The sequence below is a fragment of the Streptomyces monticola genome (assembly GCF_042665355.1).
Lineage (GTDB): Bacteria > Actinomycetota > Actinomycetes > Streptomycetales > Streptomycetaceae > Streptomyces > Streptomyces monticola.
In genome coordinates, this window is sequence record NZ_JBHTCF010000003.1 from 543,055 (window position 1) to 568,199 (window position 25,145).

26 protein-coding genes are annotated in these 25,145 nt (G+C 71.4%); 14 read left to right on the top strand and 12 right to left on the bottom strand.

The features are described 5' to 3' along the window. Window positions 1-77: 77 nt before the first annotated feature. The 3 genes from ACFQVC_RS10855 (at window position 78) to ACFQVC_RS10865 (ending at window position 3,629) form a co-directional block, all read left to right on the top strand. The gene (locus ACFQVC_RS10855) at window positions 78-1,415 is read left to right on the top strand and encodes a gluconate:H+ symporter (protein ID WP_381829414.1); all 1,338 of its coding nucleotides are present in this window, start codon (window positions 78-80) and stop codon (window positions 1,413-1,415) included. Window positions 1,416-1,507: 92 nt separating this feature from the next. Then, the gene (locus ACFQVC_RS10860) at window positions 1,508-2,854 is read left to right on the top strand and encodes an enolase C-terminal domain-like protein (RefSeq protein WP_381829416.1); all 1,347 of its coding nucleotides are present in this window, start codon (window positions 1,508-1,510) and stop codon (window positions 2,852-2,854) included. A gap of 1 nt (window position 2,855) precedes the next feature. Continuing rightward, entirely contained in the window at window positions 2,856-3,629 is a 774-nt protein-coding gene (locus ACFQVC_RS10865) for a sulfite exporter TauE/SafE family protein (RefSeq protein WP_381829418.1), read from the top strand. A gap of 35 nt (window positions 3,630-3,664) precedes the next feature. On the opposite strand, the gene ACFQVC_RS10870 is transcribed toward ACFQVC_RS10865, so the two are convergent. Beyond that, complete coding sequence (locus ACFQVC_RS10870; protein ID WP_381829420.1) at window positions 3,665-4,075, bottom strand: Fur family transcriptional regulator; 411 nt, start codon at window positions 4,073-4,075, stop codon at window positions 3,665-3,667. 406 nt (window positions 4,076-4,481) lie between these two features. Here ACFQVC_RS10870 and katG point away from each other — a divergent pair, with 406 nt between their 5' ends. Next, the gene (gene katG / locus ACFQVC_RS10875) at window positions 4,482-6,713 is read left to right on the top strand and encodes a catalase/peroxidase HPI (protein ID WP_381829422.1); all 2,232 of its coding nucleotides are present in this window, start codon (window positions 4,482-4,484) and stop codon (window positions 6,711-6,713) included. Window positions 6,714-6,792: 79 nt separating this feature from the next. On the opposite strand, the gene ACFQVC_RS10880 is transcribed toward katG, so the two are convergent. After that, window positions 6,793-7,161 carry an HGxxPAAW family protein gene (locus ACFQVC_RS10880; protein ID WP_381829424.1) on the bottom strand — a complete coding sequence of 123 codons (369 nt, stop codon included), beginning with the start codon at window positions 7,159-7,161 and terminating at the stop codon, window positions 6,793-6,795. Window positions 7,162-7,282: 121 nt separating this feature from the next. Here ACFQVC_RS10880 and ACFQVC_RS10885 point away from each other — a divergent pair, with 121 nt between their 5' ends. Further along, window positions 7,283-7,756: a MarR family winged helix-turn-helix transcriptional regulator gene (locus tag ACFQVC_RS10885; RefSeq protein ID WP_381829426.1), complete on the top strand. Its 474-nt coding sequence runs from the start codon at window positions 7,283-7,285 to the stop codon at window positions 7,754-7,756. A 22-nt stretch (window positions 7,757-7,778) separates the two neighbouring features. Here the strand turns inward: ACFQVC_RS10885 and ACFQVC_RS10890 are convergent, their stop codons facing one another. Continuing rightward, window positions 7,779-8,459, bottom strand: coding sequence for a permease prefix domain 1-containing protein (locus ACFQVC_RS10890; protein ID WP_381829570.1), 681 nt, complete (start codon window positions 8,457-8,459; stop codon window positions 7,779-7,781). 14 nt (window positions 8,460-8,473) lie between these two features. Further along, complete coding sequence (locus tag ACFQVC_RS10895; RefSeq protein ID WP_381829428.1) at window positions 8,474-8,815, bottom strand: PadR family transcriptional regulator; 342 nt, start codon at window positions 8,813-8,815, stop codon at window positions 8,474-8,476. Between the two features lie 83 nt (window positions 8,816-8,898). Here ACFQVC_RS10895 and ACFQVC_RS10900 point away from each other — a divergent pair, with 83 nt between their 5' ends. Then, window positions 8,899-9,372, top strand: coding sequence for a hypothetical protein (locus tag ACFQVC_RS10900; RefSeq protein ID WP_381829430.1), 474 nt, complete (start codon window positions 8,899-8,901; stop codon window positions 9,370-9,372). A 28-nt stretch (window positions 9,373-9,400) separates the two neighbouring features. Here ACFQVC_RS10900 and ACFQVC_RS10905 read toward each other — a convergent pair whose 3' ends face one another. From ACFQVC_RS10905 to ACFQVC_RS10925, 5 genes are all read right to left on the bottom strand, one after another. Then, the gene (locus ACFQVC_RS10905; protein WP_381829432.1) at window positions 9,401-10,558 is read right to left on the bottom strand and encodes an acyltransferase family protein; all 1,158 of its coding nucleotides are present in this window, start codon (window positions 10,556-10,558) and stop codon (window positions 9,401-9,403) included. Between the two features lie 309 nt (window positions 10,559-10,867). Further along, on the bottom strand, window positions 10,868-11,887 hold the full coding sequence (locus ACFQVC_RS10910; protein ID WP_381829434.1) for a hemolysin family protein: 1,020 nt from the start codon (window positions 11,885-11,887) through the stop codon (window positions 10,868-10,870). After that, a complete protein-coding gene (locus ACFQVC_RS10915; RefSeq protein ID WP_381829436.1) occupies window positions 11,884-13,233 on the bottom strand; it encodes a hemolysin family protein in 1,350 nt (449 codons plus the stop codon). Before ACFQVC_RS10915 ends, ACFQVC_RS10910 begins: the two co-directional genes overlap by 4 nt. A gap of 167 nt (window positions 13,234-13,400) precedes the next feature. Continuing rightward, the gene (locus tag ACFQVC_RS10920) at window positions 13,401-14,066 is read right to left on the bottom strand and encodes a response regulator (RefSeq protein ID WP_381829438.1); all 666 of its coding nucleotides are present in this window, start codon (window positions 14,064-14,066) and stop codon (window positions 13,401-13,403) included. After that, complete coding sequence (locus tag ACFQVC_RS10925) at window positions 14,063-15,178, bottom strand: sensor histidine kinase (protein WP_381829440.1); 1,116 nt, start codon at window positions 15,176-15,178, stop codon at window positions 14,063-14,065. Before ACFQVC_RS10925 ends, ACFQVC_RS10920 begins: the two co-directional genes overlap by 4 nt. A 236-nt stretch (window positions 15,179-15,414) precedes the next feature. Between ACFQVC_RS10925 and ACFQVC_RS10930 the strand changes: the two genes are divergently transcribed. Further along, the gene (locus tag ACFQVC_RS10930) at window positions 15,415-15,813 is read left to right on the top strand and encodes a DUF6223 family protein (RefSeq protein WP_381829442.1); all 399 of its coding nucleotides are present in this window, start codon (window positions 15,415-15,417) and stop codon (window positions 15,811-15,813) included. Between the two features lie 118 nt (window positions 15,814-15,931). On the opposite strand, the gene ACFQVC_RS10935 is transcribed toward ACFQVC_RS10930, so the two are convergent. Together ACFQVC_RS10935 and ACFQVC_RS10940 are read right to left on the bottom strand one after the other, a co-directional pair. Then, window positions 15,932-16,696, bottom strand: a complete 765-nt coding sequence (locus ACFQVC_RS10935; RefSeq protein ID WP_381829443.1) for a hypothetical protein — start codon at window positions 16,694-16,696, stop codon at window positions 15,932-15,934. Window positions 16,697-16,822: 126 nt separating this feature from the next. Further along, window positions 16,823-17,242, bottom strand: a complete 420-nt coding sequence (locus tag ACFQVC_RS10940) for an arsenate reductase ArsC (RefSeq protein WP_381829445.1) — start codon at window positions 17,240-17,242, stop codon at window positions 16,823-16,825. 173 nt (window positions 17,243-17,415) lie between these two features. On the opposite strand from ACFQVC_RS10940, the gene ACFQVC_RS10945 reads away from it, so the two are divergent. Both ACFQVC_RS10945 and arsB read left to right on the top strand, forming a co-directional pair. After that, window positions 17,416-17,724 (top strand): ArsR/SmtB family transcription factor, encoded by a 309-nt coding sequence (locus tag ACFQVC_RS10945; RefSeq protein ID WP_381829447.1) that lies wholly within the window; start codon window positions 17,416-17,418, stop codon window positions 17,722-17,724. After that, on the top strand, window positions 17,721-18,836 hold the full coding sequence (gene arsB, locus ACFQVC_RS10950; RefSeq protein WP_381829449.1) for an ACR3 family arsenite efflux transporter: 1,116 nt from the start codon (window positions 17,721-17,723) through the stop codon (window positions 18,834-18,836). The genes ACFQVC_RS10945 and arsB overlap by 4 nt, the downstream gene beginning before the upstream one ends. 19 nt (window positions 18,837-18,855) lie before the next feature. On the opposite strand, the gene ACFQVC_RS10955 is transcribed toward arsB, so the two are convergent. Continuing rightward, window positions 18,856-19,593 (bottom strand): D-Ala-D-Ala carboxypeptidase family metallohydrolase, encoded by a 738-nt coding sequence (locus ACFQVC_RS10955; protein WP_381829451.1) that lies wholly within the window; start codon window positions 19,591-19,593, stop codon window positions 18,856-18,858. Window positions 19,594-19,763: 170 nt separating this feature from the next. On the opposite strand from ACFQVC_RS10955, the gene ACFQVC_RS10960 reads away from it, so the two are divergent. The 5 genes from ACFQVC_RS10960 to ACFQVC_RS10980 all read left to right on the top strand — a co-directional run bounded on the left by ACFQVC_RS10960 (window position 19,764) and on the right by ACFQVC_RS10980 (window position 25,008). Beyond that, complete coding sequence (locus ACFQVC_RS10960) at window positions 19,764-21,287, top strand: hypothetical protein (RefSeq protein ID WP_381829453.1); 1,524 nt, start codon at window positions 19,764-19,766, stop codon at window positions 21,285-21,287. A gap of 50 nt (window positions 21,288-21,337) precedes the next feature. Further along, the gene (locus tag ACFQVC_RS10965; protein ID WP_381829454.1) at window positions 21,338-21,808 is read left to right on the top strand and encodes a hypothetical protein; all 471 of its coding nucleotides are present in this window, start codon (window positions 21,338-21,340) and stop codon (window positions 21,806-21,808) included. Window positions 21,809-22,131: 323 nt separating this feature from the next. Continuing rightward, window positions 22,132-23,280, top strand: coding sequence for an alpha/beta hydrolase (locus ACFQVC_RS10970; RefSeq protein WP_381829456.1), 1,149 nt, complete (start codon window positions 22,132-22,134; stop codon window positions 23,278-23,280). Then, window positions 23,175-23,612 carry a DUF7144 family membrane protein gene (locus ACFQVC_RS10975; RefSeq protein ID WP_381829458.1) on the top strand — a complete coding sequence of 146 codons (438 nt, stop codon included), beginning with the start codon at window positions 23,175-23,177 and terminating at the stop codon, window positions 23,610-23,612. Before ACFQVC_RS10970 ends, ACFQVC_RS10975 begins: the two co-directional genes overlap by 106 nt. Window positions 23,613-23,667: 55 nt before the next feature. Next, window positions 23,668-25,008, top strand: a complete 1,341-nt coding sequence (locus tag ACFQVC_RS10980; RefSeq protein WP_381829460.1) for a chloride channel protein — start codon at window positions 23,668-23,670, stop codon at window positions 25,006-25,008. Window positions 25,009-25,145 lie beyond the last annotated feature (137 nt).

Consider the following 25,145-nt stretch of genomic DNA (forward strand, 5'->3'; position numbering starts at 1 on the left):
TAGACGCCGTCTGGATATCCGGATGGAATCGAGCCCGCGATCTGCGGGCCTGCGCCATGTTCGAAGGAGAACTGACGTTGCCTCTGCTCGTCGTCGGGATCAGCGTCGTGGTCCTGCTGCTGCTCATGACCCGGCTGAAACTCAATGGCTTCGCCGCTCTGCTCCTGGTGGCGGTGGGCGTCGCCCTGGTGCGTGGCATCCCCGTGGCCGAGATCCCCGAGGTCCTCTCCGAGGGCATCGGGGGCCAGATCGGCGACACCATGCTGACCATCGGGCTCGGCGCCATGGTCGGCCGCGTCATGGGGGATTCGGGTGCGGCGCAGCGCATCGCCGGCCGGCTCCTCGACTCCTTCGGCCCGCGCTGGGTGCAGGTGGCGATGGTCGTCGCGGCCATGCTCATCGGCGTGACGATGTTCTACGAGGTCGCCTTCGTCATCATCGTCCCGGTCGCGTTCACCCTGGTCCGGGTCACCGGGGCCAGTCTGCTGTGGGTCGGCCTGCCGATGTCGATCGCCCTGTCCACGATGCACAGCTTCCTGCCGCCGCACCCCGGGCCCACCGCCGTCGCCGCGACCTTCCATGCCTCCGCCGGACTGACGCTGTTCTACGGCCTGTTCATCGCCGTTCCGATCGGCGCGCTCATCGCCCTGGTCTGGCCGCGGCTGCCCTTCGTACGGCGGATGAACCCGGAGCTGCCCAAGGGCCTGGTCAGTGAGCGGGTCTTCGAGGACTCCGAAATGCCCGGCATGGGCTGGTCGTTGTCCGTGGCGCTCTTCCCCGTGGTGCTGATCGCCGGGGCCGCCGTGACCGATATGGCCGCCGGGCACGGCAATCCGTTCCTGCACTTCGTCGCCTTCATCGGCTCCGCGCCCATCGCGCTGCTGCTCACCCTGCTCCTCGCGATGTGGGCGTTCGGTCCGCGAATCGGCCGCAGCCTGTCGGAGGTCGCCGACTCCTGCAAGTCGGCGGCATCGGCGATGGCGATGATCCTGCTCGTCATCGGGGCCGGCGGCGCGTTCAAACAGGTGCTCGTCGACGGCGGGATATCCGACTACATCAAGGACGCCACCGACGGCTGGTCGATCTCACCGGTCATCCTCGCCTGGCTCATAGCCGCCATCCTGCGTGTGGCACTCGGCTCGGCGACCGTCGCCGTCGTCACCGCGTCGGGCGTGGTCCTTCCGCTGCTCGCGGGCAGCGGCGTGCAGCCGGAGGTCATGGTGCTCGCCGTCTCCTGCGGTTCGATCGCCTTCTCGCACGTCAACGACCCCGGGTTCTGGATGTTCAAGGAGTACTTCAACCTCTCCGTGATCGACGCGATCAAGGCCCGCACCACCTATACGACCGTGCTCGCGGTCCTGGGCCTGGGCGGGGTGCTGGCCCTCGAAGGGGTGCTCAACGCCCTCGGCCTCTGATGCCCTTCGCACCGGCACACAGACCCGGGCCACCCGCACCGACCCGAGCCGATCCGATCCGGCCCCAACCGACCTGAGCCGCAAGGACCTTGATGAACACCGCGACACCCCGCACCCAGCCCACCGTCACCGCGTTCGCCGTCCACCCCGTCGCGGGCCGTGACTCGATGGAGCTGAATCTCTCCGGCGCCCACGGCCCGTACTTCACCCGCAACATCGTCGTCGTCACCGACTCCGAGGGCCGCACCGGGCTCGGTGAGGTCCCGGGCGGCGAGAAGATCACCCGGACGCTGCGCGACGCCGGGCCCCTGGTCGTGGGGGCGCGCGTCGGCGACTACAAGCGCGTGCTGCGCGAGATCGGTGCCCGCTTCGCCGACCGCGACGCCGGCGGCCGGGGTCGGCAGACCTTCGACCTGCGCACCACCGTGCACGCCGTCACCGCCGTCGAGTCGGCGCTGCTCGACCTGCTCGGCCAGCACCTCGGCGTACCGGTCGCCGCCCTGCTCGGCGACGGCCAACAGCGCGCGTCCGTACGGGTCCTTGGCTATCTCTTCTACGTCGGCGACCCGGACCGCACCGACCTGGAGTACGCCCGCGAGCCCGACGCGGAGGTGGAGTGGTACCGCATCCGGCACGAGGAGGCCCTCTCCCCCGAGGCGATCGTGCGCCAGGCCGAGGCCGCCCACGACCTGTACGGCTTCCGCGACTTCAAGCTCAAGGGCGGCGTCCTGGCGGGCCACGAGGAGGTGGCGGCGGTCCGGGCGCTCAAGGACCGCTTCCCCGGGGCCCGTATCACCCTCGACCCCAACGGTGCGTGGTCGCTGCGCGAGGCGGTGGAGCTGTGCCGCCCGCTCGTCGGCACGCTCGCCTACGCCGAGGACCCCTGCGGCGCCGAGGACGGCTATTCGGGGCGCGAGATCCTGGCCGAGTTCCGGCGCGCCACGGGACTGCCCACGGCCACCAACATGATCGCCACCGACTGGCGGCAGCTGACCCACGCCCTGAGCCTGCAGTCCGTCTCCATTCCCCTCGCCGACCCGCACTTCTGGACCATGCAGGGCTCGGTGCGGGTGGCCCAGCTGTGCAACGCGATGGGTCTGACCTGGGGCTGCCACTCCAACAACCACTTCGACATCTCGCTGGCGATGGTGGTGCACTGCGGCGCCGCGGCACCCGGCGAGTACAACGCCCTCGACACGCACTGGATCTGGCAGGAGGGCATGGAGCGGCTCACCGTCACGCCCCCGCGCATCACCGGCGGCGAGATCGCCGTTCCCGACGCGCCGGGCCTTGGCGTCACCCTCGACATGGACCGGCTCCTCGCCGCGCACGAGCTGTACAACGACAAGGCACTCGGGGCCAGGGACGACGGCGCGGCGATGCAATACCTCGTCCCCGGCTGGCAGTTCGACGGCAAGCGGCCCTGCCTGGTGCGCTGACGTGGAGTACGGCTCGGCCGCCCTGCTCGTCGCGGCGGGCGCGGCCTCGGGGCTCGCCGGTTCGGTCGCGGGCCTGGCGTCGCTGTTCAGCTACCCGGCGCTGCTCGCCGCCGGACTTCCGCCGGTGGCGGCGAATGTGACCAACACCGTCGCCCTGTTCAGCAACACGCTGGGCACGGCGGCCGGTTCGCGGGCCGAACTGCGGGGCCAGGGCCGCCGCCTGCTGCGCCTCGGGGTCCTTGCGGCGGTGGGCGGTTCGCTCGGGGCGGCGCTGCTGCTCGGCACCCCGTCGGCGGCGTTCGAGTTCATCGTGCCGTGGCTGATCGCGCTCGGCTCGGTGCTGATCCTGGTGCGCGAGCCGCTGCGCCGGTGGGCGGCGCGGCTGCCCCGCCTCGCCGCCCCGGGCGCGCGCACCTCACCGGCGCTGGCCGGCACGGTGCTGCTTGTCGGCCTGTACGGAGGGTACTTCGGCGCCGCGGCGGGCGTCCTGATGCTGGCGGTGCTCTCCTTGTCCGCGAGCGAACCGCTGCCGGTGACCAACGCGGTCAAGAACATCGCGACCGGCGCCGCCAACGTCACCGCCGCCGTGGCCTACGCCTTCCTCGCCCCCGTCGACTGGGGCGCCGCCGCGGCCCTCGCCCTCGGCTGCCTGGCCGGCAGCCGCCTCGGTCCGGTGCTCGTACGGCGGCTGCCGGAGAAGCCGCTGCGGATCGCCATCGCCGTCGCCGGACTCGGGCTCGCCGCGTCCCTTTGGTACGAGGCGGGGGCGGCCTGACAGATACGGGCGGCCGTGTGCGACGCCCCCAACTCCTAGGCGCAGGACGGGCAGAGCCCTCGGTAGGTGACCTCGACGTCGGACACCGTGAAGCCGAACTGCTCCTCCACCGGCAGGTCGTCCAGCGGATCGCCGTGCGGATGGACATCGCGGATGGTCCCGCAGCCGGAGCACACCAAGTGCTGGTGCGCCCTGTGGGCGTTGGCGTCGTAGCGCTTGGCGCGGCCCACGGTGGAGACCTCCGCGACCTCGCCGAGGGAGACCATTTCGCCCAGGGTGTTGTAGACGGTCGCCCGGGAAATCTCCGGCAGTCGGCGTACCGCCAGGGCATGCACTTCGTCGGCTGTCAGATGCACATGGTCGCCGTCGAGGACCTCGGCAACAACGCGTCGCTGGGACGTCATCCGCCAGCCACGCCCCCGCAGTCGCTCCAGCAGGTCACTCATATCGGCTCACCTATTCAAGTTCCGGCGGGAAGTCCGAAGTTCACCGGTGGACGTATCACATACTTCTTGACTTGGATCCTGTCCATCGTAGGATCGGGTCCTGCGATAGCCAAGGGACAGGAAGACTCCAGTACGGGCAGGGGTCCGGGACGGCGACCGCCTCGGTGCCGGGAGGCTCGTCTCCGAGGTACCGGATGTGTCACCGGATCGCGTAGGCGTACGCGCGTCGCGCGGTGCCGTCACCGACGTCTACTGCACACTCTGCGAGGCCCCCTGCCTGACCGCTTGCGACGACCGAGGCTTCTCCTCCGGCGAGGCCCACGCCGTCAACCGGGGCCCGCGCCCCGACAGTTCCACCGCCCGCAGTACCGGGGCACCGTGATCCGCCTAGTCCGGAAGGATTCCCATGGCTGAGAACCCTGATGCAATTGTGACCGACCCCAAGACGGAGGACACAGGCGGCTGCCCGGTCGCGCATACGCGCGCCCCGCACCCCACCCAGGGCGGCGGCAACCGCCAGTGGTGGCCGGAGCGCCTCAATCTGAAGATCCTCGCGAAGAACCCGGCCGTGGCCAATCCCCTGGGTGAGGACTTCGACTACGCGGAGGCGTTCAAGACCCTCGACCTGCCGGCCGTGAAGCGCGACATCGCGGAGGTCCTGACCACCTCGCAGGACTGGTGGCCCGCGGACTTCGGCCACTACGGCCCGCTCATGATCCGTATGGCCTGGCACAGCGCGGGCACCTACCGCATCAGCGACGGCCGCGGCGGCGCGGGCGCGGGCCAGCAGCGCTTCGCCCCCCTCAACAGCTGGCCGGACAACGGCAACCTGGACAAGGCCCGCCGGCTGCTCTGGCCGGTGAAGAAGAAGTACGGCCAGGCGCTCTCCTGGGCCGACCTCATGATCCTCACCGGCAATGTCGCCCTGGAGTCGATGGGCTTCGAGACCTTCGGCTTCGCCGGCGGCCGCGAGGACGTCTGGGAGCCCGAGGACGACGTCTACTGGGGCCCCGAGACCACCTGGCTGGGCGACGAGCGCTACACCGGCGACCGGGAGCTCGAAAACCCCCTGGGCGCGGTGCAGATGGGCCTCATCTACGTCAACCCCGAGGGCCCGAACGGCAATCCGGACCCGATCGCCGCGGCCCGCGACATCCGCGAGACGTTCCGCCGGATGGCCATGAACGACGAGGAGACGGTCGCCCTGATCGCGGGCGGTCACACCTTCGGCAAGACCCACGGCGCGGGCCCCGCGGACCACGTCGGCAACGACCCCGAGGCCGCCTCGATCGAGGAGCAGGGCCTCGGCTGGAAGAACTCCTTCGGCACCGGCAAGGGTGGCGACGCGATCACCAGTGGCCTTGAGGGCATCTGGACGAACACCCCGACCACCTGGGACAACAGCTTCTTCGAGATCCTCTTCGGCTACGACTGGGAGCTCTTCCAGAGCCCCGCGGGCGCCCACCAGTGGCGGCCGAAGGACGGCGCGGGTGCGGGCACCGTGCCCGACGCCCACGACGGGTCGAAGAGCCACGCGCCGACGATGCTCACGACCGACCTCTCGCTCCGGTTCGACCCGGTCTACGAGCAGATCTCGCGGCGCTTCAAGGACAACCCCGCCGAGTTCGCGGACGCCTTCGCCCGCGCGTGGTTCAAGCTGACCCACCGCGACATGGGCCCGATCGTGCGCTACCTCGGCCCGGAGGTCCCCTCCGAGACGCTGCTGTGGCAGGACCCGCTGCCCGAGCGGACGTACGAGCTGATCGACGCCGAGGACATCGCGGCGCTCAAGAGCCAGGTCCTCGCCACGGACCTCTCGGTGTCCCAGCTCGTCTCCACCGCATGGGCGTCGGCGGCTTCCTTCCGCGGCAGCGACAAGCGCGGCGGCGCCAACGGCGCCCGGATCCGCCTTGAGCCGCAGCGCGGCTGGGAGGTCAACAACCCCGACCAGCTGGCCCAGGTCCTGCGCACCCTGGAGGGCGTGCAGCAGTCCTTCAACTCGGCCCAGAGCGGCGGCAAGCAGGTCTCGCTCGCCGACCTGATCGTGCTCGCCGGTGCCGCGGGCGTCGAGCAGGCCGCCAAGGACGCGGGCTTCGACATCGAGGTCCCGTTCACGCCGGGCCGCGTGGACGCCTCGCAGGACCAGACGGACGTGGAGTCGTTCGCCGCGATCGAGCCGGCCGCCGACGGCTTCCGCAACTACGTCGGCAAGGGCAACCGCCTTCCGGGCGAGTATCTGCTGCTCGACCGGGCGAACCTGCTGAACCTGAGCGCCCCCGAGATGACCGTCCTGGTCGGTGGCCTCCGCGTCCTGGGCGCGAACCACCAGCAGTCCGCCCACGGCGTGTTCACCACCACCCCGGGTTCCCTGACCAACGACTTCTTCGTCAACCTGCTCGACATGGGTACGACATGGAAGGCAACGTCCGAGGACCAGAACACATTCGAGGGCCGTGACAGCGCCACCGGCGCGGTCAAGTGGACCGGCACCCGTGCCGACCTCGTCTTCGGTTCGAACTCCGAACTGCGTGCGCTCGCCGAGGTCTACGCGAGCGACGACTCCAAGGCGAAGTTCGTGCGGGACTTCGTGGCGGCGTGGGACAAGGTCATGAACCTGGACCGGTTCGACCTGTCCTGATCCACTCCTGATCCGCCCGGCTCTTCTCCGATGCCGTCCGGACCGGCCCACGCGGCCGGTCCGGGCGGCATCGGCCGTCTCAACTCCCCGTTGACACCGCCACGTTGTCGCCGCTCGGGGCGCTCACCACAGGGTCGGACACCGGGGCGGGTGCGGGGCGGCGTCCGGCGAGGCGGCAGGAGACGCAGTCGGCGTGCCCCTTGAGCGCGCTGCGGTCCCGGACCGTGAGGCGTCGCTGGTCCGTGGGGCGCGGGCCGGGGGGCTTGCCCCAGCCGGAGAGGTGCAGGACCCACGTGACGAGGACGGCCACCGCCATGACGCCGATGCCGAGCGGGATTCCGGGGCTCCAGACGCAGATGCCCGCACCGGTGACGGCGGCCCCCGCCGTGGCCGTGGCACAGCCCGCCCAGCCCGCGATGGTGTGTCCTTCGTCGTGCTGTCCGCTCATACGCCGCCTCCTCGGGCAGGCCCGGTGTGCGGGCAGGACGATGCCTGCCCGCCGGCTCTCGCTCCGGGCTTACGATGTCTTAGTAAGTGAGGAATTTATCTTAGAAGCTAAGGGAATTTCAATGGAGGGCAAGCCCCGCCCCGCCGCCACCCCTTCGGAAGCGCTCAGGGCACTGGACGGTCTCGTGGCCACGAATGTCGCGGGGCGTGAGGAGTTCGCCCGGAATCTGGGCCTCAGCGTCACGGACCTCGCCTATTTCGCGCATGTCCTGGAGGCCGGGGACACCCCGGTCACCGCCGGTGACCTGGCCGAGCGGGCACAGGTCACGACGGGGGCGGTGACCGGCATTCTCAACCGCCTGGAACGCGGCGGGTTCGTGACCCGCCGCCCCGACCCTGCCGACCGGCGCCGGGTGCACGTCATCGCCGTCCCGGCCGCCGCGGAGCGCGTACGCGCCGTCTACGAGCCCTACAACGCACTGCTCACGGAGCTCTTCGCGGACTACACCCCCGACGAAGTCGCCGTCATCGCCGACTGGTTCACGCGCGCCGCCGATCTGGCACGGGTCTATCTCGACGAGTCGTGCGCGCCCTGAGCGGCCGCCGCTGAGGACACGGTCAGGCGCGCGCCCGGACTGCGGGCTCCGCGGCCGGCCGCCGAACGCACCGGCGGCAGTCGCGGGCCGATGCCGCCACCACGGCGTGCGCCGCCGCCGCGAGCACACCGGCGCAGGCGAGCAGCGGCCAGTCGGTGGCCAGGACGGCGGCGGTGGCGAGCGCGAGGGTCGCAACCGCCATGGCCGCACCGGCGGTTGTGCCCGCCCACGCGACCGCGAGGGGCAGTCGGTCAGGGGTGGGAAGGCGGCGCGCGAGGGCCCCGCCGGTGGCAGCGAGGGCCGCCGCGGAGAGCAGGGCGGCGACGGTGGCGACAGTGGCCAGGAGAACGACGGGCAGCTGAGCCGCGCGCGGCAGTCCGGAGAGTTCGTGCCCGGCGGTCCGGGCCAGATACCAGCAGGCGAGCAGGAACGGGGCGGTGAGGGCGACCGTACGGGCGGTGTGCCGCGCCTGGGCGATGGTCAGTTCGCGCTGGCAGCTCGGCACCAGCTCCTCGGGGGTGCCGAACTCGCGTACCGCCAGGCGGGCCGCGCGTTGCGCGGGGATGCCCGCGTCCGTGTACGCGGCCTGCGTGTCCGTGAGGCCGTCGCGTATCTCCTCGACCAGCCGGGCCTTGGCGCGGGCCGGGCCGCGCAGGGCGGCGGTCAGAGTCGCGACATAGTCGTCGATGGGGCCGGCGGTCATCTCGCCGGTGGCGTTCACAGGGCGGCTCCGGCCGGCCCGGCGGGGTTGAGGACCGCGCCGATCGCGGTGGTGAACTCGCTCCACGCGGTCCGCGCGTCGGCCAGATTGCGCCGGCCCGCGTCGGTGAGTTCGTAGCACCGCCGTCGCCGCTCCCCCGTGGCCTGCCAGCTGCTGCTCAGGAGACCGAGGCGCTCCATCCGGTTCAGGGCCGGATAGATCGTGCCCGTACGCAACTCCAGTGCGCCGCCGCTGCGTTGCTGCACCGCGGCGATGATCGCGTATCCGTGCAACGGGCCCGGTTCGAGCACCGCGAGCAACAGTCCGTCCAGGTGCCCTCGCACCGCATCCGCCTTCATGGGTAGACAGCCTACCCATGAACACCGTAGACAGTGTATGTATTGGTAGCCAATATATTCATGTCAGCCCTGGAGGCGTTCGCATGACGAAGCTGCTGCTGTCCCTGCATGTCCTGGTGGCGATCCTGGCCGTCGGTTCGATCACCGTGGCCGCCTCGATGTTCCCGCGCTATGCGCTCCAGGCCTCCGACTCCGGGGACCCGGACGGCAAGGCCGCCTCGATCGCCGCGGTCCTGCACAAGATCTGCCGCGGCTATGCCGTCGCCGGGATCGCCGTACCGGTCTTCGGGCTCGCCACCGGCGCCGCACTCGGCGTACTCGGCGACGCCTGGCTGATCGTCTCGCTCGTGCTGACCATGGGCGCCGGGGCCCTCCTCGCCCTGGCCGTGCTGCCGGGCCAGGAGGATCTGCTCGCCCTGATCGAGGCCCCGGAGGGACAGGACGGCGCGCGCCCCCTGGCGAGCAGGCTGACCATGCTCACCGGGATCTTCAACGTCCTCTGGGCGGTCGTGACCGTCCTGATGATCGTCCGCCCCGGGTCCACGACCTCGGCGTAAGCCCCTTGCGTACGCCGTCGGCCAGGGGCTACTTCGACGTGCCGCGCGCGATGGCCGTCGCGTCCCGCCGGAACGCCCACTCCATCTTCGGCTCCATGGCGAAGCGGAACATGCGCTGCACCGGCGGGGTGCACAGCACCGTGATGACGGCGCCCGCGATGAGCGTGAGGGCGATCGCGCCGAGCGGGGTGTGGACCCAGTCGACCTCGTACCAGTCCCAGAAGCGGGAGCCCTTGGCGAGGAAGCCGTGCAGGAGATAGCCGTACAGCGTGCCCGCGCCGAGCACCGTGAACCACATGTGCCGCCGGGGAATCCACGCCAGGAAGCAGGCCACCAGGACCATCGAGCAGCCGAACATCGCGAGGGTCATCAGGGCGCCGCTCCAGGCGGGCGCGGCCAGTTCCTGGGCGCTGTCGCGGCGGTAGAACCAGGCGGCGTTCATGCGCGGGGCCGCCCAGTAGGCGAAGAGCAGGGCGACGGCGAAGACCGGGACGGACAGGATGCGGGCCTCGCGGCGGCGTACCAGCTGGAAGTGCTCGGGCTTCAGGCACAGGCCGAGCACGAAGAACGGCAGGAACTGCAGGACCCGCTGGAGGTCGAGGTCGTCACCGATGTCGGGTGACACCGAGGCGAGCACCGCGATGGCGAGGGAGAGCGGCAGGGGCCAGCGGACCAGCTTCCACAGCGGCGTGGTGAGCCGCCAGATGAACAGGGCCCCCAGGAACCACGTCAGATACCAGGGGTCGAGCAGGCTGATGGGGTGGCCCGGATCGTCGTCGGCCCACTTCTTGAACAGCGAGTACGCGACTTCGAAGAGTACGTACGGGACGGCGATGCCGGTGACCAGGCGCTTGAGGCGGTCGGGGCGGGCGTCGAAGCTGCGCGAGAAGTAGCCGGAGATGATGATGAACGCCGGCATGTGGAACGTATAGACCGTGATGTAGAGCGCGGCGGCGGCACGGCTCTCGTCGCGCAGCGGCTCCCAGGCATGTCCCATCGCGACCAGGACGATCGCCAGGTACTTGGCGTTGTCGAAGAACGCGTCGCGTTGCTTGGCGGGCTCGGCCGGGCCCGTGGTGGCGGCGGTGCGCTCCCCCGTGGCCGGGGCGCGTTCCGCCTGCGGGGCGGTGCGGGCGGCGGGAAGCGGGGCGCTCCGCTGTCCGGCCGGGCGCAGCGTGTCGCTCACAAGTCCTCCCACAGGCAATCCGATTCGGCACGCAGGCAACCCAGCGGGGTGCGCCTGCGTCTTACGGGGATTGCGGGCATGGAGTGATTGAGAGACATCCCCCGCACCCTAGACACAGGGCCCGGGGGCCGTACAACCCTGTCGCATGTGGAATTTGACACTCCTGTAGAAACCGGCCACCGGCCGTGGAAATCAGCCACCGGCACGAGCTGTCCGCGGCGCCGCCCCGGGCCGGAACCCGGGGCGGCGGGTCGAACCCGGGGCGGCCCCGGAGCGACGGGGCGGAGGCCGGGACCGGCGCAGCCGGCGTCAGGCCGCGCGCGGCTCCATGAGGCGGGCGAGCAGGTCGTCGAGGCTGACGAGGCCGGCCAGACGGCCGGAGTCGTCGCAGATGACGGCCAGCGTCGCACGGCGCTTGCGCAGTTCGTCGACGGCCTGGGCGACGGTGTCCCCGGGCCCCAGCTCCGGTACGGGCCGGGCCAGATGACGGGCGTCGAGCCGCCGTCCCGCGGCGCGGGCGACCAGGGCGTCACGGGCGTGCACCGAGCCGAGGACGGTGTTGCCGTCGAGGACGAGGAGCCGGGTGCGGTCGCTGCCCGCGGTGGCCCGCAGGATCTCCTCGACATCGGCCGCCGCCGGGACCGCGGTGATCCGGCCGGCGGGTGTCACCAGGTCGGCCACCGGGGTCTGCGGCTCGGTGAGCGAGCTGGTGATCAGGCCGGAGTCGGCCTTGCTGATCAGGCCGAGCCGCTCGGACTCCTCGACGAGCTGGGTGAGCTGCTCGCGGTTGTGCACCGAGGCGAGGTCGTCGCGCGGGGTGACCCGGCACAGCCGCACCAGGCCGTTGCTGACCTTGTTGAGCACCCAGATCAGCGGGCGTACCGCCGTGACCACGGCGCGGAACGCCGGGGTGAGGAGCATCGCGGACCGCTCGGGGTGCGCGATGGCCCAGGACTTGGGGGCCATCTCGCCGAGCACCATGTGCAGGAACACCACCACGATCATGGCGAGGGCGAAGGCGATGCCGTAGCTGAGCCCGGCGGGCAGGCCGAGCTTCACCAGGAGCGGGTCGACCGCATGGGAGATCGCCGGCTTGGAGACCGAGCCGAGGCCAAGCGTGCAGATGGTGATGCCGAGCTGGGCGCCCGCGAGCATCAGCGACAGCTCCCGCATCCCGGCGAGCGCGGCCTTGGCGCCGCGCCTGCCCTGGGCGGCGGCCTGTTCCATACGGTGCCGCTTGGCGGCGACGAGCGCGAACTCGGCGGCGACGAAGAAGCCACTGCCGATCAGCAGGAGCAGCGTCACGAAAAGGGCCATGGGGAAGCTCATACGCCGGCCTCCCCGTCCGCGGAGCTGTGCGTGCGGTGCCGCGACAGACGCTCGATACGGACCCGCTCGGGCACATGCCGGTCGAGGCGCAGTACGGCGATGGCGGCCTCGTCGCCGTCGGACAGGGCGACGGTGAGCCGGTCGCCGATGGCCGGGAAGCGGCCGAGGCGGTCCACGACCAGGCCGGCCACGGTGTCGTAGTCCTCTTCTTCGGGCAGGTCGATGCCGGTGGCGTCGGCGATCTCGTCGAGGCGGCGCCCTGCGTCCACGAGCCAGCCGTCGCCGTCCGGGACGGCGATGTGCACGACGCGGTCGCTCTCGTCGGCGATGTCACCGACCAGCTCCTCGGCGATGTCCTCGTAGGTGACGATGCCCGCGACGCCGCCGTGCTCGTCCAGGACGACCGCGAACTCGTCGTCCCGCTCGCGCATCTGCGCCACGGCGCCCGGCAGGTGGAGCGTGTCGGGCAGGAGCAGCGGCCGCCGGGCCACCTCCCCGGCCAGGGCGCGCTCGAAGCGGGCGGCGGGCAGCCGCATCAGCTCACGGACGCCGAGCACGCCGGTGATGTCGTCGGGGTGGTCGCCGAAGACGGGGTAGTTCGAGTGGCCGTGCTTGGCGATCAGCTCCACGGCCTCGGCGGCGCTCGCGCCCTCGCGGACGAAGACGGCGTCCGCGCGCGGCACCATCACCTCGTCCAGGGTGCGCTCGGAGAACTCCAGGGCGTGGTCGAGGAGTTCGGCCGTGTGCCGCGGCAGATGACCCTCCTCGTGGGACTCGCCGATGAGGTGGCCGAGCTCTTCGAGGCTCGCGCCGTGGTGCAGTTCCTCGACGGGCTCGATGCCGGCCTTGCGCAGGATCTTGTTGGCCGCGCCGTCGAAGATGTGCACGGCGGGCCCGACCACCTTCAGATACGCGAGCGTGGAGGCGGCGAGGGACTTCGCCAGGCGTTCGGGGACGGCCAGGGCGAGGTTCTTCGGGGCGAGCTCGCCGACGACCATCTGCAGCACCGTGGCGACCACGAAGCCCGCGATGACGGACAGGGTCGAGACCGCGGCATCGGACATGCCGGTGCCGTCCAGGGCGGGGGTGAGCAGCGCGGACACCGACGGCTCGGCGAGGAAACCGACGACCAGGCCGGTGACGGTGATGCCGAGCTGCGCGCCGGACAGCATGAAGGAAAGCCGCTCCAGGACCTTCAGGGCGCGGGCCGCCCGCTTGTCCCCGGCTGCCGCCTCTCGGGCGAGGGCGAGCCGGTCGGCGGCGACATAGGCGAATTCCTGGGCGACGAAATAGCCGGTGCCCACGGTGAGGACGAGTACGGCCAGGAGGCCGAGTGCGGCACTCATCGAACACCACCCCGCCGCGTGCCGCGATCAGCCTTCATCAGGCGGGATGGTCCGGGACTGTGCCCCGGAGGGTCCGTCGGTCTGGCGGACAACTCATGACTCCGTTCTCGAACTGGACTCAAGCAACGATTCTCGGCGCGGGCGAGTTCCCCCGCCACATCGGGACGTCATGAGTTGTTGCCCGGGGCCACCAGACCGGCTTCGTACGCGAAGACCACTAGCTGCGCGCGGTCACGGGCATGGAGCTTGGTCATGGCCCGGTTGACATGGGTCTTCGCGGTCATCGGCGTGATCACCATACGGTCGGCGATCTCGTCGTTGGACAGACCGCGGGCGACCAGGGCGACAGCCTCGCGTTCCCGGTTGGTCAGCTCTTCGAGGCCCGTCTCGACGGCGGGAGTGAGGGGCTGGGTGACATACCGGTTGATCAGCTTGCGGGTGATGGCGGGCGCGAGCAGGGCGTCGCCGCGCGCGGCGACGCGTACGGCGTGCAGGAAGTCCTCGGGCCTGATGTCCTTGACGAGGAACCCGGCGGCGCCCGCGCGCAGCGCGTTGAAGACGTACTCGTCCATGCCGTAGTTGGTCAGGATGACGACGTGCACCTGCGCGAGGGCCGGGTCCGCGGCGATCCGCCGGGTCGCCTCGATGCCGTCGACGACCGGCATCCGGATGTCGATGAGGGCGATATCGGGTAGATGCCGCCCGGCCAGGGCCACGCCCTCCTGTCCGTCGGCGGCCTCGGCCACCACCTCGATGTCGTCCTCGAGGTCGAGGAGGGCGCGGAATCCGCTGCGCAGGAGCGGCTGGTCGTCGACCAGCAGGACGCGGATCACGAGGTCCGCTCCACGGGGAGTTCGGCCTGCACGGTGAAGCCGCCCTCGTCGCGCGGCTGTGCGCGCAGCCGGCCGCCGAGGGCGGTGACCCGTTCCCGCATGCCGAGCAGGCCGACGCCGGGTGTCGGTGCGGTGCCCGGTGTGGCCCTGCCGTCGTCGTCGACACGTATCGCGAGGACGTCCGGACGCCAGTCGATCCGTACCGACGCGGTGGCGGCGTCCGCGTGCCGGGCGATGTTGGTGAGCGCTTCCTGGACGATCCGGTAGCCGGTCCGGTCCACGGCCGCGGGTACGTCGCCTCGTCGCCCTTCGATCGTCAGCGTGGCGTCCAGACCGCTGAAGCGGGCCCGTTCCACCAGCTCGGGGACGTGGGCGAGCCCGCGCGGCGGGATGGTGTCGTCGTCGCGCAGCGCCTCCAGGGTCGCCCGCAGCTCCCGGGTCGCCTCACGGCCCGCTTCCTGGATGGCGAGCAGGGCCTCCGGCACCTGTTCGCCCCGCTTGCGCGCGACATGGACGGCGACTTCGGACTGCACCTTGATGATCGAGATCTGGTGGGTGAGCGAATCGTGCAACTCCCGCGCGATGTGCAGCCGTTCCTCGTCCGCGCGGTGCCGCGCCGTCTCCTCCCGGGTGCGCTCGGCCTCGTCCGCACGCCGCTCCGCCTGCCGCAGCGCCTCCCCCGCGGCACCGGCGGCGACCAGCCAGGCCAGTTCGAGGGCGCCGCGGGCCTGTGCGAACGCCTCCCCCGTGTCGTGCAGACCCGAGGCGAGGGCCGCGAACGGCAGCGCCGCCAGCATGATCACGCTCGCCGCCACCGTGAAGGTGCGGTGCCCCTCGCGTACGGCGGCGTACACCGCGAACAGGTACGCGACGGCCGGCACGTCGAAACCCGCCGCCTGGTACCCCACCACGCACAGTCCGGTGCCGGCCAGGACGAGCACCGGAGCGCGGCGCCGCGCGACGAGCGCCAGGCCGCCGGCCGCCAGGAGCGCATAGCCGAGCAGGTCGACACGGGGGCCGGATTTCCCCTCCGACACCCCTGTGACCAGCAGGATCACCGCCATGCCGACGGCGATCGCCCAGTCGCTCGCGCCCACCCGCCCCCTGCCCATGCGCGCACCCTAGCGGGATGCCCGCGCGTGCGAGTCCTGCCTGCGGGCGATCGGGCGGCTACCGCATCCGTGGTATCCGCGCGGTTCCTGCGGCGGCCGCGGCAGCCGGATGCGGCAGCGGTGGCAGGACGGATCGTCCGCGTCTGCCGGACGACCGGCGGTGGCCCCGGCCGACATGCTCGGACCACATCCACAACCGGCCCTCCCGGGCCGCCCGACCACTTACGGAGCCCGTCATGTCAGTGTCATCCGTGCTCGCCGCACCCGTGACCGCGTACGTCTCGGCCCAGCCGGCCGCCGCCAGTGTGTACGACATGAGCACCGGCCGCCTCGGGGCCACCGTCGGCGCCCTGGTGGCGCTCGCCGGTGCGGTCATCGGCGGCCGGGCGCTCGCCCGCCCCGCCGGCCGGATCGGGATCGGTATCGGCTCCGCGCGGAGGGGCGCCGTCGTGGCCCTGACGGCGGCGGTCGTCGGCATGGTCCTCGGTGCCCTTGTCGTGGCCACCGCCGACGGCGGTGTCGGTACCGGCAACGGTCTCGCCGGGGGCGTCGTGGCCCTGGTCGTGGGGGCGATCGGTCTGGCCGCCGGCGGTCTCGCGCTGGCCCGCTCCCGCCGTGGCGGGGGCCCCAGTTGACGGTGCGGAGCCCTGTGCCCCACGACTTCGCGGGGCACAGGACCGCATGGGTGCGCGGGGCACAGGCCGCACGGATACCCAGGGGGCAGGCCGCACGGGTGCCCAGTCACCAGGGTGCTCAGGAGACGAAGCCGCGGGTGATGTGCGTGCCCGCTCCGTCGTCCTGTGCCTGGTAGCCGGACTCGCCGACGCAGTCGCTGTACTCGTAGTTGGCCCTGGAAGTGCCGCTCAGGCCGCCGCTGTTGGTGGACGTGGGTCCCCCGAAGACGACGTCGGACCGCGGCATCTCCGCGCAGCTGGGAATCCCCGCGTAGTACTCGACGAAGCCGCCCTGGGAGCCCTGGAGATTGCCGCTTCCCTCGGGCAGCGTCCAGGCGCCGAGGTGGGTCTCCTTGCCGCTGACCGTGTCCCGGGCCGTTCCGGTCCAGGTGTCGTTCCCGGTCCGCTCGACCTTGATGTCGTACCGGTGGCCGTAGACGGCGTCGAAGTCCACCGCGCAGGTCACACCGGGCCCGCCGTCGGCGCCCTCGTGGCAGAGCGGGTCGGAGGTGGTCGAGCCCGCGACGAAGCTGGAGAACCGGGCGGACAGCCGCTCGCTGCCGCCGCTGTTCTCCCGCGGCTGCAGACCGGTGTAGCCGACGTCAGGGGCGTTGGTGAAGCCGAACTGCTGGGCGAAGTAGATCCCGCTCTTGTGGGCGGTCGCGGGGTTCACGGTGATCGGGAAAGTGATGTCGGTCAGTCCGGCGGAGGGGGTGCCGGACATCTGCCAGCCGACGGACACATTGCCGCCACCGACGTCCGCGGACGCCGGTTGGGCCGCGAACAGCAAAAGCCCCGCTGCCGCGCCGACTGCCGCACATCGACGCAAGGTCAGAACGGACATGCACAGGTCCTCTCTGTGGGGGAGAGCTTGAGGACAGGCTGGCCGCGCAGGCGGGAGACCGCCATGGACGAACACGGGGCGGGAGTTGGACTCTTGAGGCGCCTCGGCCCCGGGTCTACGCGGCGGTCACGCCTTGTGCGCCGCGTCGATCTCGGCGATCAGGGCCTCGATCCGGTCCTTGATCTGGTCGCGGATCGGCCGCACGGCCGCGACGCCCTGGCCCGCCGGGTCCTCCAGGGCCCAGTCGAGGTAGCGCTTGCCGGGGAAGACCGGGCAGGCGTCGCCGCAGCCCATGGTGATGACGTAGTCGGACGCCTGCACGGCCTCGGTGGTCAGCACCTTGGGCTTCTGGTCGCCGATGTCGATGCCGACCTCCTTCATCGCCTCGACGGCGGCCGGATTGACCTGGTCCGCCGGTACGGAACCGGCGGAGCGGACCTCGATGCGGTCACCGGCCAGGTGGCCGAGGAATCCGGCGGCCATCTGGGAGCGGCCGGCGTTGTGGACGCAGACGAAGAGCACGGAGGCGAGCGGGGCGGAGGACATGGCCACTTCCTTCACGGCGGGGGCGCAGCCGGCAGGTCCGCGTGGATCCGTAGAGATCCGCAGGGATCCGCAGGGATCCGCAGGGACGAGCAAGGATCCGCAGGGACGAGCAAGGATCCGAACGCATCAGCGCCGACTGGCATCAGGCTTGACTGATGTGACAGTATCAGCCCATGCTGACATCAGTCGAAGCTGATCTGATCCGAGTGCTCGCCGACCCGCTCAGACTGCGGATCGTGACCCTGCTCGCCCACGAGACGCTGTGCACCACGCATCTCGTAGAGGAGACGGGCGCCAAGCAGACCAATCTCTCCAACCACCTGAAGGTGCTGCGCGAGGCCGGGGTCGTCGACACCGAGCCGTGCGGGCGCTTCACCTACTACAGGCTCCGCCCCGACGTCATCGCCTCGCTCGCCGACCGGTTCGCCGAGCTGGCCGAGACCGCCCGTACCGCCGGCACCAACAAGAGGGCCTGTCCGTGACCCGCACCGAAACACCCGCGACCGTCGAGGACGAACCCTCGGTCGTCGCGAAGCTCTCGACGCTCGACCGCTTCCTGGCCGCGTGGATCCTCGCGGCGATGGCCCTCGGGCTCGGACTCGGCCGCTTGGTCCCCGGCCTGAACGATGTCCTGGCGAAGCTGGAGATCGGCGGCATCTCGCTGCCCATCGCCGTCGGACTGCTGATCATGATGTACCCGGTCCTGGCCAAGGTCCGCTACGACAAGCTCGACGCCGTCACCGGCGACCGCAGGCTCATGGCCGCGTCGCTGGCCGTCAACTGGGTCGTGGGCCCGGCGGTGATGTTCGCGCTCGCCTGGACCTTCCTGCCCGACCTCCCCGAGTACCGCACCGGCCTGATCATCGTCGGGCTCGCCCGCTGCATCGCCATGGTGATCATCTGGAACGATCTGGCCTGCGGCGACCGCGAGGCCGCCGCCGTCCTGGTCGCCCTCAACTCGGTCTTCCAGGTCCTGGCCTTCGGCCTCCTGGGCTGGTTCTACCTCGACATCCTGCCCGGATGGCTCGGCCTCGGGCAGGGCGAGACCCTCGACATCTCCATGTGGAAGATCGCCCTGAACGTGGTCATCTTCCTCGGTGTCCCTCTGCTCGCCGGGTTCCTGACCCGCCGTATCGGCGAGAAGAGGCTGGGCAGCGAGGCGTACGAGGCCACGTTCCTGCCGAAGATCGGCCCCTGGGCGCTCTACGGACTGCTGTTCACCATCGTCATCCTCTTCGCGCTGCAGGGGAAGACGATCACCTCACAGCCGCTGGACGTCGTCCGCATCGCGCTGCCGCTGCTCGTCTATTTCGCGCTCATGTGGTTCGGGACCTTCGCCCTCGGCAAGGTCATCGGCCTGAACTACGGCCGCACCGCCACCCTCGCGTTCACGGCCGCGGGCAATAACTTCGAGCTGGCCATCGCCGTCGCCATCGCCACCTTCGGCGTCACGTCGGGCCAGGCGCTGTCCGGGGTCGTCGGCCCGCTGATCGAGGTGCCGGTGCTCGTGGCGCTCGTCCACGTGTCCCTTGCCTGGCGGCGGAAGTTCACCACCGCCAGGCTCTCCGGGACCGCCGGCCGGCCGGGTTCATGACCCGGCACGCGCACCTCGCTCAGATGCCGCAGCTCGAAGCGGACCAGTAGCGGCTCGCGCGGTGGTCGACGTGGGTGTGGTCGCTGTGGCCCGGGTAGCCGGGGCCGAGGATGCCGTTGAAGCCATGGCTGCGGGCCTGCTGGGCGAGCTTGCACAGGGAGTGCGGGCCCGCGCCGAGGTCGGCCGCGTCGCCGTACAGATGACGGCTGTTGGAGGCGCCGCCCACCGCGTCGTTGCAGGCCTGTGAGCGGAAGCCGCTGGTCACCGTGATGGGCTGGTCGCCGAGCGCGTGCCGCAGGGCCTCCAGCTTCCACATCGTGCGCAGCGCGTTGGCCTTCGCGGTGGCCGCGCCGACCGCGCCGCCCTGCCAGGTGGAGTTGCAGTCGTTCAGCTCGCTGTACGCGAAGTGGACCGGGGTGCAGTCGTCGTCCTGGAGGGCGTAGAGCTTGCTGAACGTGGCCGGGCCCGCGACGCCGTCGGCGGCGAGGCCGTAGGCCGACTGGAAACGCTTGACCGCCGCGGTGGTCGCCGGTCCGTAGGCACCGTCGATGTCGAGCACACCGCCGTAGCCGGGGTAGCCCGCCACCCGGATCTGCAGCTGGGTCACGTCGGCGCCGGACGCGCCCTGGGAGAGCGTGCGGTTCCAGGTGTAACAGCCGTCGGCCTGGGCGGTCGTGGCCGTGGCGACCACACCGCCGAGCGCGGCGGCGACGAGCATGACGATCGAGAGCAGGAGTCGTGCGCTGCGTCTGGGCATCGGCCCTCCATGACGGGGGTCAAGCGATGAGAGGTACGCGGGAGCACGCCCGAGCCTGGCGGGGCGGCCCTCTTCCGTCAACGGGGCTCGAGCCACCGTCATTTGTCCGTCCAATGGCGGCACGGCGAACGCCGAGTGCCGCTGTCAGTGGCCGCCCCTACAGTGATCGCATGGTGAGCGGAACGCGGCCCGAGGCGCAGCCGGAGAACACCCCGCGGGTACTGCTGCGGGAGTGGACCGACGGTCTGCGCCAGCAGCTCCTGCTGCTGGAAAAGGTGCATCTGGACGAGCACTTCCCCTTCGACTTCACCCCCGGGTCGCTCACCGCACTGGAGGCGCACCTGCTGGAGCGGGATGAGCGCGCCCGGAAGTCCGGCGACCTCGAAGCGGCCGAGGGACAGGCCGAGTTCGAGGAGTGCGCCGTGGCCTATCTCGGCGAAGTGCTGCTCGGCGTCGGGGGCGGTGCCTGGGGGTGGAACACCCGGCCGGTCGGCGATCTCCCGGGGCAGCCGGTCGTATCGCCCGACCCCGAGCTCGAACTCGCACCCGTGGCACCGCTGTTGCTCATCTCGCACGCCCTGCGGGTGCGCACCGGGGCGGCGTTCGCCGGTGAGGTCGAGCGACTGCGGCAGGCCGTGGCCGCGCGGCGGCGGGCGGTGGCCGGCTGGGAGCCGGTGAAGGCGCACTCGCCGGGAGTGGACCCCCGGGCGCCGCTCCCCCACGATCCGGCGCTGACGGCCTGGCTCGCCGAGCGGGAGCAGGCGCTCGGCGACTGGGCCGAGGACGCGTTCGGCGGGGCATGGGACCGGAACTTCCACCCCGACTCCCTGGACCGGCTCGCGGCGGCCGTGCGGCGGCGGTTCGCCACGGCGGCGGAGTTCGACGCCGCACGGGACGAGCCGTTCGTGCAGGGCGCCTGCTGGTATCTGGGCGAGGTGATCCGGCGGAACAAGGGCGCGATGTGGCAGTACATACCCTTCGACCCGCACGCCGGGCCCGGCGCTCCGGGGTCGCCGGAGCACACATGGACCGGGATGCCGTTCGTGGACCAGCCCGACAAGCGGGCCGGCGGCACCACGATCCCCCTGTACTGCCTGCGCGAACTGCCGCAGCACCCGGACATTCTCGGCGATGTGCTGCTCTGGTTCAGGCCGTGCTCGTACGCCCAGGTGGGAGCGCTCCTGCAGCGCATGGGCATGGTGTCGGGCGAGACGGTCGACGGCGTTCTGGCGCGCTACGACGAGTGGGCACACGAAGACCTGCCGCCCGGTGAAGTGGCCGGTGCGCTGGAGGCGTTCGGGGTGGCGGTCTCGGCCCACGCGGACGACGTCGACGATCTGGAGGAGAGCTACACCGGCATCCTGGAGAGGGCCGCGGCCCTCACCGACGGCGCGGTCACCATCACCGACGTCCGGCTGCGCGCCGACGGTGACGACGACGAAGTACTGGAGTTCCGCCGCAACGGAGTCCTGAAGACCCACTCGACGGAGCACCAGTCCGACGACTACCTCGACCATCTGGCGGTCGACATGTTCATGGACGACGTCAACCCCGACCCCGCCGACGATCCGCGCAGGTTCCACCTGGTCATGCACGTAGAACTCAAGGGCCGCACATACGACACCTACTACGTCTTCGCCACCCCCGGGCAGGCATCGGTCCTCGAGCAGCAGCTCGGCCTGGATCTGCGCTGAGGCGAGCGCCGACCTCTCCGTCGACCGCAAGAACCGCTGCAGCGGCACCATTGAACGGCCCGACAACGGCGGCGGATTCGAGATCCTCTCCGACGGCACCACGGCCTGGTCAAGTTCGACGACAAGATGATCGACAAGCTGCTTGCCGATTCCGGCTCCGGGTCGTCGGCCAGGCCGACGACCTGAAGGGCAAGTACATCAAGGCGAGCGTCGACAATCCCGACCTCAAGGGCTTCACCGCTCTGTGCAACCTCGACAACCTGCAGAAGGAGACGGGGACCGGGAGCGTCACCGGGCTGTCCAAGGGCGGCGAGACGAGCGTCGACGACACCGACGCCATCGCGGTCAGCGGCAGCGCCGACGGCGTGCAGTACACCGCGGACGTGGCCACCGAGGGCAAGCCCTACCCCCTGAAGGTCGTGGCCAAGGGCGCCGAGAAGGACACGAGCCTGGTCTTCAGCGACTACGACGAGCCGGTGAAGGTGACGCCTCCGCCCGCGAACGAGACCATCGCCTGGTAAGGCCCGCGCACAGGCCCACCGGACGCCCTGTGCCATGGCGCGGGGACCACGCGCCCGTGCCATATGGCGGGACCGCGGGCCGCGGCCGAAGATCGTTGCATGCCTCCGCACGCACAGCGCGGCTCGTCCCCGGGCAGCCGGATCCGCTTCGCCCGGCACGGCGCCGTACAGGCCCGGCAGCGCGCGGCCGAGCTGCCCTGGCGCCGGCTCATGATCGGCCTCGGGGTGCTGCTCGCGGTGTTCGCCATCGGCATCGGGATGTACCTCAACGAGCGTGACGTACGCCAGAAAGTCCTCACTCCTACGGCGCGGTCATCGGTTCCGTGTATGCCAACGTCCACCCCAACACGGTGCGTTCGATGGTCCTGCACGGCGTCGAGGACGCCGCGTACCGCTTCAACGACGTGCCCGGCTGCATGAGCACCGAGGCGCGCACCAGCAACCAGGTCACCCAGGCCGTCCTCGCCGGCTGCGACGCCGTGGGCAAGAAGCGGTGCGCGTTCGCGGGCGGCGCCAAGGCCAAGTACCAGCGCCTGGTCAACCACTACGGGCCCAACGACCGTACGTCGAAGGACAATTGGGCCGACCTGGTCGGCTTCGGCCGTGACCTCGGCGGCTCCTACGACCGGGCCACCGCACAGAAGGCCGCGGCCGGACTGCAGAAGCTGTACGCGAAGACGTTCCCCTCCGGCCGCGACGCGGCCCCCACGGCCAAGGCTCCCGCACCCTCCGCGTACACCGAGACCGACGTCGGCCACGCCACCCAGTGTTCCGACATGCCCGCCGTGCCCCGCACCGCGGCAGGGTGGTGGCCGCTGCTGCGGGACGCCCGCAAGCAGTCCCTCGTCGACGGCTCGGCGCTCACCGATGGCTGTCTGCCCTGCGCGGGGCTGCGGATCCGCTCGCCCCTGCCGCGCTACACGGGCCCCTGGAACCGCGGCAACGCGAACATCGTGCTGCTCAACGAGACCCAGGACCACTCCGCCTCCCTCGACTGGGCCCGGCACATGAACCGTGCCCTGGGCGCGCGCTCCCGCCTCGTGCCCATCGACGGCTTCGGCCACGCCGTACCGACCGCCTGCAGCAGGAAGGTCGCGGCCCAGCACTTCCTCACCACCCTCCTCCCGGCAGGCGGCACCCGCTGCACCGACGGCGTCCACAACCCCTTCACCGCCAAGCAGCCCGGCCGCCCCGCACCCCCGTGCACCGCCCCGCGCCTCCCTGCGCAGCGCTCCGCAGGGAGGCGCAGCCCTCACCCGAACGGCCCGCAACGAGTCGCTGTCCCGCCGGGTCCGCCCCAGGCTCGAAGGGCCTGTCCCTGGCAGCAGCGGCCAGATGCATGCGGCAGGGACCCGAGGAGGACCTCATGGCCGACGAAGCGCAGGGCAGCCCCGCGAGCGCCCCGCACAAGGGATCCGGAGACGGCGCCTGGGCCTCCGGCGGCACCGTCTTCGCCGGGGTACTGCTCCTGACGGAGGGCATCCTCGGTGCCCTCACCGGCATTGCCGGGATCGCGAAGAGCGACGTGTACACCCGCCTCGGCGACTACGTCTTCAAGTTCGACCTGACCACCTGGGGCTGGATCCATCTGCTCCTCGGCATCGTCGTGGCCGTCACAGGATGGGGAGTCCTCAAGGGCGCCTCCTGGGCGCGCGGCGTCGGGGTCGGCCTCGCCGCCGTGGTCATCGTCCTGCAGTTCATGTGGCTGCCGTACCAGCCGATCTGGGCGCTGGTGTCGATCGCGCTCGCCGTCTTCGTCATCTGGGCCCTGTGCAACGACCGCGGACGAACGGCGGCGCTTTGATCCGACGGTGCGACGGCGGGGCGGGCGCTCCGCGGGGCCCGCGGCGGGACACCCGATGACCCCGGGCTCCGACGCGGGCTCCGCTACGACGCCGGCGCGCGGCGGGGCCCGCGGCGAACCCGCCCTGCATGAAGTGCTGCTGAGCCGCGGCTACTTGCGTCTGCTGCTGCTCTGCGGCCTGCTCGGCGTCCCGGTCGCGCTCGCCTCCTTCTTCTTCGTGAGCTGCCAGCACCTGCTGCAGCACGCCGTGTGGGAGACGCTGCCCGGCAAGTTCGGCTTCGGCCACGCCCCTTGGTGGTGGCCCCTGCCCGCCCTCCTTGCCGCGGGCCTCATCCTCGCCCCGATCGTCACGCGTATGCCGGGCCGTGGCGGGCACCTGCCGGTGCACGGTCTCGGCGGTACGCCCATCGGTCCCCGTGAACTGCCGGGAGTCGCCCTGGCCGCGCTCGCCACGCTGCCCCTCGGCGTGGTCCTCGGCCCCGAGGCGCCGCTGATGGCAGTGGGCAGCGGGCTCGCCCTGCTCGCCGTGCGGTCCATGCGCGCCACGGACCGGCGCACCTCCACCGTGCTCGCCACCGCCGGGTCGACGGCCGCCATCTCCACCATCCTCGGCGGTCCCGTGGCCGCGGCCGTGCTCGTCATCGAGGCCGCGGGGCTCGCCGGACCGCAGCTCGTCGTCCTGCTGCTGCCCTGCCTGCTCGCCAGCGCCACCGGAGCGCTGGTCTTCACCGGCTTCGGGCAGTGGACCGGCCTGAAGACCGGCGCGCTCGCCCTGCCCTCCGTACCACCGGACGTACGCCCCGACGCGGGCGACTTCCTGTGGGGCATCCCGGCCGCCGTACTGATCGCGGCCCTCGTGGCGCTCCTTCGCCGGTTCGGCCACCGCACCGCCGCCTGGACCGGCGCGAAGAGCACCGCGTCACGCACGGTCGGCTGCGCCCTCGCGGTCGGTGTACTCCTCGCGGCGTACGCGCTGCTCACCGGCCGCAGTCCCGAAGAGGCGGCGCTCTCCGGCCAGTCCACGCTCGCCGAGCTCGCCGCCCACCCCCACGCGTGGTCCGTCGCCGCGCTCGCCGCCCTGGTCCTGTGCAAGGGCCTGGCGTGGGGCATCAGTCTGGGCGCCTTCCGCGGCGGCCCCATCTTCCCCGCCGTACTCCTCGGCGCGACGGCGGCCATGGCGTGTTCAGGGCTTCCGGGCCTCGGTGCGACTCCGGCGCTCGCCCTGGGCATCGCGGCGGCCATGGCCACGGTCACCGGACTGCCGCTGTCCAGCGCGGTGTTCACCGTGCTGGTGCTCGGCCCCGACGCGTTCAACCAGATGCCGCTCATCGTCATCGCCGCGGTCGTCGCGGTGGTGGTCGCCCAGGGGCTGCGCGAAAAGGCCGACGTGCCGTGAACGAGGGGTCCATGAACGGGAGTTCCGGGGACGGGGGTTCCGTGAGCGGGGGTTCCGCGAGCGGAGGTTCCGGGAGCGGAAGCTCCGTGAGCGGAGGCGGTGAGGCCGACCGGCACCGGGGCCGCGCGCGGGTGAAG

Bases quoted from the DNA above. Each gene is read 5' to 3' on its own strand.
- ACFQVC_RS10860 (WP_381829416.1), top strand. From the start codon at position 1,508: ATGAACACCGCGACACCCCGCACCCAGCCCACCGTCACCGCGTTCGCC.
- ACFQVC_RS10870 (WP_381829420.1), bottom strand. From the start codon at position 4,075: ATGAGTGACCTGCTGGAGCGACTGCGGGGGCGTGGCTGGCGGATGACG.
- katG (WP_381829422.1), top strand. From the start codon at position 4,482: ATGGCTGAGAACCCTGATGCAATTGTGACCGACCCCAAGACGGAGGAC.
- ACFQVC_RS10880 (WP_381829424.1), bottom strand. From the start codon at position 7,161: ATGAGCGGACAGCACGACGAAGGACACACCATCGCGGGCTGGGCGGGC.
- ACFQVC_RS10885 (WP_381829426.1), top strand. From the start codon at position 7,283: ATGGAGGGCAAGCCCCGCCCCGCCGCCACCCCTTCGGAAGCGCTCAGG.
- ACFQVC_RS10890 (WP_381829570.1), bottom strand. From the start codon at position 8,459: ATGACCGCCGGCCCCATCGACGACTATGTCGCGACTCTGACCGCCGCC.
- ACFQVC_RS10895 (WP_381829428.1), bottom strand. From the start codon at position 8,815: ATGAAGGCGGATGCGGTGCGAGGGCACCTGGACGGACTGTTGCTCGCG.
- ACFQVC_RS10900 (WP_381829430.1), top strand. From the start codon at position 8,899: ATGACGAAGCTGCTGCTGTCCCTGCATGTCCTGGTGGCGATCCTGGCC.
- ACFQVC_RS10910 (WP_381829434.1), bottom strand. From the start codon at position 11,887: ATGAGCTTCCCCATGGCCCTTTTCGTGACGCTGCTCCTGCTGATCGGC.
- ACFQVC_RS10915 (WP_381829436.1), bottom strand. From the start codon at position 13,233: ATGAGTGCCGCACTCGGCCTCCTGGCCGTACTCGTCCTCACCGTGGGC.
- ACFQVC_RS10925 (WP_381829440.1), bottom strand. From the start codon at position 15,178: ATGGGCAGGGGGCGGGTGGGCGCGAGCGACTGGGCGATCGCCGTCGGC.
- ACFQVC_RS10930 (WP_381829442.1), top strand. From the start codon at position 15,415: ATGTCAGTGTCATCCGTGCTCGCCGCACCCGTGACCGCGTACGTCTCG.
- ACFQVC_RS10935 (WP_381829443.1), bottom strand. From the start codon at position 16,696: ATGTCCGTTCTGACCTTGCGTCGATGTGCGGCAGTCGGCGCGGCAGCG.
- ACFQVC_RS10940 (WP_381829445.1), bottom strand. From the start codon at position 17,242: ATGTCCTCCGCCCCGCTCGCCTCCGTGCTCTTCGTCTGCGTCCACAAC.
- ACFQVC_RS10945 (WP_381829447.1), top strand. From the start codon at position 17,416: ATGCTGACATCAGTCGAAGCTGATCTGATCCGAGTGCTCGCCGACCCG.
- ACFQVC_RS10955 (WP_381829451.1), bottom strand. From the start codon at position 19,593: ATGCCCAGACGCAGCGCACGACTCCTGCTCTCGATCGTCATGCTCGTC.
- ACFQVC_RS10960 (WP_381829453.1), top strand. From the start codon at position 19,764: ATGGTGAGCGGAACGCGGCCCGAGGCGCAGCCGGAGAACACCCCGCGG.
- ACFQVC_RS10975 (WP_381829458.1), top strand. From the start codon at position 23,175: ATGGCCGACGAAGCGCAGGGCAGCCCCGCGAGCGCCCCGCACAAGGGA.
- ACFQVC_RS10980 (WP_381829460.1), top strand. From the start codon at position 23,668: ATGACCCCGGGCTCCGACGCGGGCTCCGCTACGACGCCGGCGCGCGGC.